This is a genomic window from Parasediminibacterium sp. HNIBRBA5674 (assembly GCF_056745525.1).
Genome location: NZ_JBQWIE010000060.1, coordinates 1 through 9671 on the forward strand (window position 1 = coordinate 1; position 9671 = coordinate 9671).

Sequence of the window (9671 nt, forward strand, 5' to 3'; positions counted from 1 at the left end):
AGAAAGATACAAACAACTAATTCATTGCACTGGTTACGCAAGTACCCAAACCTTATTAGAGACTTTGTTCCAACAGCAGCATGAATGCAGCCTTGAGCAGCATTTTGGCAAGAAAAACCAACTGCCGCTTACGAACAACAAACGGTTACCAACTTAGGGGTAGGTTGGTAACCTTTGTTTTTTTTGATAATAGCCACACATAATTCAATATATTCACATCACAAAACAACTTGTAGACTGCTACTAAACATGCGGCAATTAGCGAGTTAGCGGTAATTTTATATGACATTACTTTAAATTCATAAACTTATAAATTTAAAAAGATGAAAAATATATTTCTATTTCTGTTACTAATAGTTCCATGTCTATTAAATGCACAGGAAACAAAAAAAATATTATTAAGAGCTGGTAAAATGTTTAATAGTGAAATTGGAATTTTTTCAAACGACATGGCACTATTCATAGAAGGAAATAAAATTAAAGTCATAAAGCCCTTTAGTGAAGTTTCCGAAAAAGAAAAGAAGGAATTTGAATTGATAGATTTATCAAAGAATACTATACTACCTGGTTTAATTGATGCACATACACATTTGCTTTACAAAGAGAGCTTGATACCTGATAATAAGTTTTCTGGATTAGATTTAATGAAAACACTAACAATGCAGGGAGACGCTTTTAGGGCTATTTATGGGTCTGTAAGAGCAAAAGCTTATTTAGAAGCAGGTATTACTTCAGTTCAAGACTTGGGAAATTCAGGACAATATGCAGATATTGCTTTAAGAAAAGCAATAAATGAAGGCTTGGTTACAGGACCACGTATGCGATGTGCAGGACGTGGGCTTTCTTCTGAAGGTGGACAAATGCCTGATGTAATTTATAAGCACAGAGAAATAATAAATGACGAATATAGAATTGTAACAGGCAAAGATGATGCAATACAGGCTGTAAGAGAAAACATAACACAAGGAGCAGACGTAATAAAAATCTATTCAAACAACACACCTAATGTAACTGCTCTTTCGATTGAAGAAATGAAGGCTATAGTTAAAGAAGCACATCGTTATGGTCTAAGAGTTACGGCTCATGCAACAGACAATCAAGCCGTGTACAATGCTATCATTAGTGGTGTAGATGGAATTGAGCATGGTTATTCAGTTGATGATTCTACTTTTGCTTTAATGTCAAAAAACAACGTAGTTTTTATACCAACTGATGGAGACAGTTTAACATTTTCTCAATACGCAAAACTAATAGCACCAAACGACAAGAATGCTCAAAAAAATATTGAAAAAAATGTTTTGGATTATAGAAAATACCTTGGCACACGTTTAATTCGTGCAGTCAAACAAAATGTAAGAATTGTTGCGGGGTCAGATGATTATATTGACTTCAAAATGTCATATGCAATTCCATCTAAGAGGACATTGGTTGGGTATTTTGAATCAGGTATGACGATACCCGAAATTCTTAAATCTGCGACAATTAATGCTTCAGTTCAGCTAAATTGGAAAGATAAGATTGGTATACTTAAAGAAGGATTTCTGGCAGATATTATTGCTGTTGACTTTGACCTTGATAAAAATATTAATGCGATTATGAATGTTCACTTCGTTATGAAAGACGGAATAATCTATACGAAAAAATAGTTGACAAATAAAAACTACCGCTAACATTGGGTTTGCTGCAATTTGGGCTAGACGTACTAAGCCCGCTAGCGCAAGTCTGTAGCAAAGCAATGTGTATAGCCGACTTGTGCTAGCTTGTCACTTGGTTATTTTTTTGAGGGTATTTATAACTATGTAACGGGCAATCACAGGCTAAAGGCACCGCTAGTGAGCATAGTACTACAAAATAATCACCACTAATAAATACTGCTTTAGTAAATTGCGGTAACAAATTTTACAGATTATGTCTCATTCAGCAATTACCATTAATTTAAGCTTTCAGCAATTGTTAGATGCAGTAAAAAATTTACACCCATCTGAGAAACTAGCGCTGAATGAAGTATTGTGGAATGAAGACGCTATTATACCTACCGAACATCAACAAATAGTACTAGATAGAATTGCTAGGGCAAAAACAAATCCTGAAAGATTAGTTGATTGGGCTACTGCTTCAAAAGATTTGTAATGGAAACAAAACCTTTATTTACTATTAAAATAGACATAGAAGCCATCACGGATATTGAAGATGCTGCAACATGGTACAATGAGCAATCGGCTAACTTAGGTACTCGTTTTAAGCAGCAAGTAAAAAAGCAGATTGATTTATTGGCTATACAAGCACTGAATTATAGTTTGAGATATGCCGATGTACGATGTATGTTGATTTATAAATTTCCATTTCTAGTGCACTACATTATTGATGAGGCAAATAATACAGTTCAAATTTTTGCAGTGCTTCATACAAGTAGACATCCAAAAATCTGGTTGCAAAGAAAGAATAAACCATAGTCAGGTTGCATTTATTGTAAGTGCATAGTCATTATTAAACCTTCGCAATTTCTACCACCATATTCTCAAGCACGGCATATACTTTTTGCAATTCATCTGCCGTAATGCAATAAGGCGGCATAATGTACACGGTATTGCCAAGTGGCCTTACATACACACCTTGCGCCATGGCTTGCTGCGTAATAATGGTAGCAATATTGTTGAGGTATTCATCTTTACCGTTAGCTATTTCAAATGCCAAAATAGTACCTAATACACGTACATTTTTAATAGTGAGTGGTGAGTAGTGAGTGGTGAGTTTGGCAGCGAATAGTTGGTTTTGTTCTGTAATCCATTCTACAGTTTGTAAGCAATTGTTCTGTGCCAACAACTGCAAACTAGCCAAGGCGGTAGTGCAAGCCAATGGATTGGCCGTAAACGAATGCCCGTGAAAAAAGGTTTTCAGTTTATCATCGTTTACAAAAGCTTGGTAAATAGCATCGGTACAAGCTGTCACGCCAAGTGCCATAGTGCCGCCTGTAAGGCCTTTACTTAGGCAAATAATATCAGGCTTATGGGTAAGATATTCGCTTGCAAATAATTTACCTGTGCGGCCAAAGCCAGTCATAACCTCGTCGGCAATGCAAATAATGCCATGTTGCTTTACAGCAGCCAATAGCTTATCCATCAGCACAGCATCGTACATTTTAATACCGCCAGCACCTTGCACCAAAGGCTCGTAAATAAAGGCTGCTAACTCGCTACCATATTGGTTTACAGTTGCAATCAACGCATCCATATTATCAGCAGTAGGTGTATCTATAAAAATAACTTCAAACAGTTTATCGTGAAAAGCCAACGTAAACACACTTCTATCACTCACACTCATAGCACCAAATGTATCGCCGTGGTAAGCATTGTTAAAAGCGAGGATTTTGGTTCTTTCGTTGGACCGTTGACCGTCGACCGTCGACCGACCGTTCCACCAAAACTGCAAGGCCATTTTTAATGCTACTTCTGTAGACGTGCTACCATTATCGCTGTAAAATATTTTGGCAAATTGATTAGGCAATAAGGGCAATAATTGTTCTGCTAAAGACACCGCAGGTTCGTGTGTAAAGCCAGCAAATATTACTTGCTCAAGCTGTAAAGCTTGTTGGTACAGCTTTTCAGCAATGTATGGATGCGCATGACCATGCAAAGTAACCCACCAACTACTAATAGCATCAATATAGTTATTGCCATTTTCATCAAACAACAAAGTGCCTTTGCCCTTTACAATAGGCACAGGTGCTTGCCTGTTTTTTTGTTGCGTAAAAGGATGCCATATAACTTGATAATCTCGTTCTTGTAAAGTCATAATGTGAAAAGTGAAAACGTGAAAAGGTAAAAGGTGAATGGTAAAAAGTGTGAAAGGTGAAAACGTGAAAAGTGAAATTTACTGACTATTGACTTTTCACTTTTCACCTTTCTCTTTATTCGCTCTTATCATTTCAGGATAGCCCATTTGCTTGGCTAATGCAATCACTGCCATGGTAATTCTTTTAGTTTTTGTTTCTATGGTTTTAGCCGATTCAATCCATTTGCTAAAATAATTTTTATGCCCTTTAGGCAAAGTATTAAAGTAAGCCAAAGCTTTGGGTTCATCGTTTAAGCAAGCCACAAAATCTTCATTTAGTTGATAGCCTTTTTCGTCAAACGCTAGTTGTACTTGTATAGTATCGCCTTTGCGTTTTTTAATCGCTTGACGCATAGTGGCATTTACTGCTAAAATAAAATTGCCTTCACCCATTGGCACCAAAGCCACGCCTTCAAAAGCATAATTATCTAGCTTGCCCTTTACCCTAAAACTCTTTTTGGTATTAGGTTGTAGCAAGTGTGCTTGCACGCTTGTAACTTCAATAAAAGTCCAGCCAGTTTTCTCACCTTGCTCACCAAACTTTTTAAGTGTAGTCGTAAATGAAAGCATAGCCTGCAGATTTATGATTTATGATTTCGGGTTTCTGATTTTTGATTACACGTCCCGATAGCTATCGGGATTTTGACCATTAACCATAATCTATGACCCTTTTATAAACTGCAAATTACGTTGTATGCCTTGGTATTTACTGCGCTTAATGGGTGAGTTTTTAAAGATGGTTTTAAAGCTTTCTTCGGTCAGCATTTCCCAATCGTTGATACTAAAATTGAGTACTTCATGTATGGGTGTAAAATCTGGTTCATGGTGCGGTTTACTAAAGCGATTCCAAGGGCAAACATCCTGGCAAGTATCGCAGCCAAACAGCCAATCGTCAAACTTGCCCTTCATGGTATCAGGTATCAATTGGTCTTTTAATTCTATAGTAAAATAGCTAATGCATTTACTACCATCTACTACTTTGTTGGGCAATATAGCTTCTGTGGGGCAAGCATCTATACAACGTGTACAAGATCCGCAAAAGTCCTTCGCATACGCATCATCGTACTGTAATTCTACGTCAACAATAAGTGTAGCAATAAAGAAAAATGAACCTTGTTGCTTATTAATCAAGTTGCCATTTTTACCTATCCAGCCAAGACCACTTTGCAAGGCCCAACTTCTTTCTAGCACTGGTGCGCTATCAATAAAACCTCTACCATTTACCTCACCAATATGGCTATGCATTTGCGCCAGCAAAGCTTTCAATTGCCCTCTAATCACCTCATGATAATCTTTACCATAAGCATATTTAGACACTTTTACAGCGTCCTCAGTTTGCTGCTGAGAAGGATAGTAATTTTTAAGCAACGTAATTACACTTTTAGCTCTGGGTACAAGTTTGGTTGGGTCTATACGCAAATCAAAATGGTTAGCCATGTATTGCATGCTACCATTCATGTTTCGAGACAACCATTTTTCTAAACGCCTTGCATCGTCATCAAGCTGTTTGGCTTTGGCAATACCACAAAAATCAAAGCCAAGCTGCTGCGCAGCCTGTTTGATGAATTGTGTATGTTGCTGCGTATGTTGCAAAGATTTTTTTATTTGTTTTTTTAATACTAAGGGCCGCTCAAAACTATAGGCTTTATAAATCTTACCCAAAAAATAACTTAACTATAAATTAAAACAATTTGTATAAACATTTTTTGGCTGTTTGCAATTATCTTATATATTTGGTAATACAACTATTCAAAACTGATACATGAGAACTAAATTCGTCCTACTATTTGCTATTAGTTACTTATTCATTAGCAATTATTCTTACAGTCAAGCAAAACCTATTACCAAGCTAGAAAAAATTAGTCTGGCAGATTTTAAACCTAACTCACCCGTAGTTGACTCAAATGCACATGCTGTAGTGCTTGCAGACATTGGTAGCAGTGAATTTGAGGGTAATAGCAATGGCGACTTTACGCTCGTTTTTAAATGTGTTAAGCGTACGTTACTTATTAATAAAAATGCCTTTGATGAAGCTACTGTTAAAGTACCCATTTACGTAGGTAATAACTCAACCGAGGAAGAAAGATTCGATGATTTTGAGGCGACCACTTACAATATAGAAAATGGTGCTATTGTAGAAACCAAGTTAGACAAAAATGCTATTTTTAAAGAAAAGTATGACCGTACTAGAACCATTAGAAAATTCACATTTGCTAATATTAAAGAAGGTAGTATTGTTGAGTATAAATATACCATTAAGTCGCCTTTTTACAGCCGCTTACGTTCTTGGCGTTTTCAGGATGAGTATCCCGTACTATGGAGCCAATACCAAGTTACAATACCGCATATGTTTGCCTACTATCCTGTAATACAAGGCTATTTAAAATATGCTATTGATAGCTCAAAAGGCGTTTTTAAAAGCTACAATGTTATTGTTTCTAATGGTATGGGAAGTTCTGACCATTATTCTTTTAGCGGTACTGCTAACCAGAACATTTGGGCAATAAAAGATGCTCCAGCTTTTAAAAAAGAAAATTTCACATCTTCTTCTAAAAATTATTTATCTAAAATTGACTTTCAGTTACATTCTATAAAGTGGAGTGAAAATTCCCCCACACAACAAATTATAAAAGGCTGGGTAGAAACTATAGCCAAAGTACTTGACGATGAAGATTACAAATCGGTATTGCAAGATAAAGACGGGTGGATGGATGAAGACTTAAAACGCCTTACAAAAGATAGTAACGACTTTGAGAAAGCCAGAAAAATTTATGCTTTTGTAAGAGATAATTTTAGCTGTACAGATCATGATGCATCCATCTGGCTATCTGAACCATTGAAAAAAATTTATCAAACTAAAAAAGGGACCGTTACAGATATTAATTTACTACTAACAGCTATGCTTAATCATGCCGGCTTTGATGTACATCCAGTAATGCTAAGTACACGAAATAATGGTAGAGTAACTGAGGGAACTGCTATTTTAAGCCAATACAATTATGTAATTGCTCGATTACAAATAGACTCTACCTACTACCTACTAGATGCATCGATACCTAAAATGGGCTTTGGTAAGTTGCCAGAAGACTGCTATAACACCTCAGCACGTGTAATAGATAAGTTACCTCTTCTAATACCTATGACTACTGATAATGTAATTGAGCAAAAACTTACCACTATATTTATAGTAAATGAAGATAATGGTGAAACTACTGGTTCTGTTACATCAAACCTTGGTTATTACCAGTCGGTGCATTTACGTGAAAAACTGAATACTAAAAACACCAGCGAATTTTTAAAAGAATTTGCCAAAGCATATCCAACCGAAATTACCCTACAAAATTTAGTACTAGATTCTTTACAGGACTACGATGAGCCGCTAAAAATGTCGTACGATATTAAGTTGAACTTTAACGATGACGACATTATTTACTTCAATCCATTACTCAGCGAAGCAATAAAGCAAAATCCATTCACATCGGCAGAAAGATTGTACCCTGTAGAAATGCCTTTCAAACCAAACGAAGTATTTGCTCTAACCATGGAAATACCTAAAGGCTACAAAGTAGATGAACTACCAAAATCTACAAGAGTAAAACTGAACGAGAATGAAGGTATGTTTGAATACATAATTACCAACGATGGTAAGCGTATTCAACTGCGTAGTAAAATAGTGCTAAAAAAAGCCAACTTTATACCAGAGGATTATGAAACTTTGAGAAATTTTTACGGTTTTATAGTAAAAAAACACGCTGAACAAATTGTATTTAAGAAAATAAAATAACCCTAGCTAGGTATGAAATATTTGTTGTTGATAGCCTTATTGGTAGCAGGTGTAACTACTACAGCACAAGAGTATAATGTAGCATTAATACCAGATTCGCTTAAAACTGATGCTGAGGCTGTACTAAGAAATGAGTATTTAGAAGTACACATTAAATCGCTTGAAAAAACCATTGTAAAACATAAATACGTTATTACCATACTTAACGAAAATGGTGCTGAGTATGCAGGTTATTACAACAGATACGATACAAAATCGCCACTGTACGATATTTCAGGTACACTGTACGATGCCACAGGTAAAAAACTAAGAACGGTAAAGCGTAAAGACATAGTAGATGTATCGCTACAAGACGGTATGAGCCTAATGCTTGATGACAGAATTAAAGCCCATAATTTCTATTACAACGTGTACCCTTATACCATAGAATATGAGGATGAACAAGACATAAAAGGCACCTATCAATTAGAAAGTTGGCGCCCTGTAAATGGTGATAAATATGCCGTTCAGCAAAGTAAATACAAGGTTATCTACCCAGCAGATTATCAACTTCGCTACAAAGAATATAACTACATAGGCAAACCAATTACCACTACTGATAAAGACATTACTATTACTTGGGAGCTAAATAATTACAAGCCCATTGTTACAGAATTTGCACAACCATCATTGCGTGAATTACTGCCGCAAGTACGCATAGCACCTACAGATTTTATGTACCAAGGTTACAAAGGCAGCTTTGCTACTTGGCAAGACTATGGCAAGTTTCAGTTAATGCTCAACAAGGATAGAGATGCTTTGCCAGACAACATTAAGCAGCAGGTACATAGCCTTACAGATAAGCTTACTAGCGTAGAAGAAAAAACAAAAGTGCTGTACGATTTTCTACAAAAAAACACCCGCTACATTAGCATTCAGCTTGGTATAGGTGGCTTTCAGCCTTTTGAAGCCAAGTATGTAGCAGAGAAAAAATATGGTGATTGTAAAGCATTGTCTAACTACATGGTGTCGCTTTTAAAAGAAGCCGGTGTAAGTGCTAATTATGTAATTGCTTATGGCGGCAGAGGTAGCGATAGAGTGGATGAAACTTTTCCTGCTGAATATTTTAACCATGTAATTGCTTGTGTACCTAATGGCAAAGACACCATTTGGCTTGAATGTACTAGCCAAGATGTAAGTGCAGGTTATATGGGCGAATTTACAGGCAACAGAAAAGTATATGTGGTAGATGAAAAAAGTGGTGGTGGCTATATTACCAAAACACCAAGCTATAAACACACCGATAATTTAGAAATACGCACCGTAACCGCAACGGTAGATAAAGATGGCAACTTGCAAGCCGAAGTAAAAACCCATTTTACAGGTTTATCGCAAGAGCTACAACATAGTTTACTGCACAATGCCACACCAGAACAGCGCACAAAATACCTAAACGAACAAATTAGCCTGCCCACTTACAAAATAGAAAAAAACGACTACAAAGAAACCAAAGGCTACATACCTGCTATGGATGAAACCCTTATCATCACGTCGCCTAACTACGCCTCTACAAGTGGTAAGCGCTTGTTTATTACGCCCAATATGTTTAATAAAAGCACCACACGCCTACCTACCGATAAGCCACGTAAGTATGACATAGATCTTGGTTATCCGTTTAGAGATATTGATAGCGTAAACATTACCATACCAGATGGCTACACGGTAGAAGCCCTGCCGCAAAATATTAATCTCACCAACAAGTTTGGTAACTATAAAGTAAACTACACAGTTACCGCCAATACCATACAACTCGTTCGCTTAAAAGAAAGACTTAACAGCCGTTTTGCTGCAAGCGACTACGAAGAACTTGCTAAGTTTTACGAAGCCATGTACAAAGCCGACAGAGCCAAGATTGTATTTGTAAAAAAAGAAGGATAGTATTTTAAGTAACCATCGCTAGTGCTACTATGATGCTTTTGTTGCACACTGGGGGCGGTATGACAGGGCAAACGCATCTAAATTTATTTTTTGCATACTTATTAAGTAAAGGCGAACGTTTTGGATAGAAAACATTTAT

8 protein-coding genes are annotated in these 9671 nt (G+C 36.5%); 5 read left to right on the top strand and 3 right to left on the bottom strand.

Annotated elements, in window-relative coordinates:
- The first annotated feature begins 323 nt into the window (after positions 1 to 323).
- The 3 genes from ACT9TX_RS17795 (at position 324) to ACT9TX_RS17805 (ending at position 2453) form a co-directional block, all read left to right on the top strand.
- Positions 324 to 1646, top strand: a complete 1323-nt coding sequence (locus ACT9TX_RS17795) for a metal-dependent hydrolase family protein (protein ID WP_481340345.1) — start codon at positions 324 to 326, stop codon at positions 1644 to 1646.
- A gap of 262 nt (positions 1647 to 1908) precedes the next feature.
- Positions 1909 to 2130 carry a hypothetical protein gene (locus ACT9TX_RS17800; RefSeq protein WP_481340347.1) on the top strand — a complete coding sequence of 74 codons (222 nt, stop codon included), beginning with the start codon at positions 1909 to 1911 and terminating at the stop codon, positions 2128 to 2130.
- Positions 2130 to 2453, top strand: coding sequence for a type II toxin-antitoxin system RelE/ParE family toxin (locus tag ACT9TX_RS17805; protein ID WP_481340349.1), 324 nt, complete (start codon positions 2130 to 2132; stop codon positions 2451 to 2453). Before ACT9TX_RS17800 ends, ACT9TX_RS17805 begins: the two co-directional genes overlap by 1 nt.
- A 34-nt stretch (positions 2454 to 2487) precedes the next feature.
- Here ACT9TX_RS17805 and bioA read toward each other — a convergent pair whose 3' ends face one another.
- The 3 genes from bioA to queG form a co-directional block, all read right to left on the bottom strand.
- Complete coding sequence (gene bioA / locus ACT9TX_RS17810) at positions 2488 to 3792, bottom strand: adenosylmethionine--8-amino-7-oxononanoate transaminase (RefSeq protein ID WP_481340351.1); 1305 nt, start codon at positions 3790 to 3792, stop codon at positions 2488 to 2490.
- Positions 3793 to 3888: 96 nt separating this feature from the next.
- Positions 3889 to 4401 (bottom strand): DUF1905 domain-containing protein, encoded by a 513-nt coding sequence (locus ACT9TX_RS17815; protein ID WP_481340353.1) that lies wholly within the window; start codon positions 4399 to 4401, stop codon positions 3889 to 3891.
- 90 nt (positions 4402 to 4491) lie between these two features.
- Positions 4492 to 5424 (bottom strand): tRNA epoxyqueuosine(34) reductase QueG, encoded by a 933-nt coding sequence (gene queG, locus ACT9TX_RS17820; RefSeq protein WP_481340355.1) that lies wholly within the window; start codon positions 5422 to 5424, stop codon positions 4492 to 4494.
- A 169-nt stretch (positions 5425 to 5593) separates the two neighbouring features.
- Here queG and ACT9TX_RS17825 point away from each other — a divergent pair, with 169 nt between their 5' ends.
- Positions 5594 to 7615 (top strand): transglutaminase family protein, encoded by a 2022-nt coding sequence (locus ACT9TX_RS17825; RefSeq protein ID WP_481340357.1) that lies wholly within the window; start codon positions 5594 to 5596, stop codon positions 7613 to 7615.
- 12 nt (positions 7616 to 7627) lie between these two features.
- Positions 7628 to 9532, top strand: coding sequence for a DUF3857 domain-containing protein (locus tag ACT9TX_RS17830; RefSeq protein ID WP_481340359.1), 1905 nt, complete (start codon positions 7628 to 7630; stop codon positions 9530 to 9532).
- Positions 9533 to 9671: the final 139 nt, after the last annotated feature.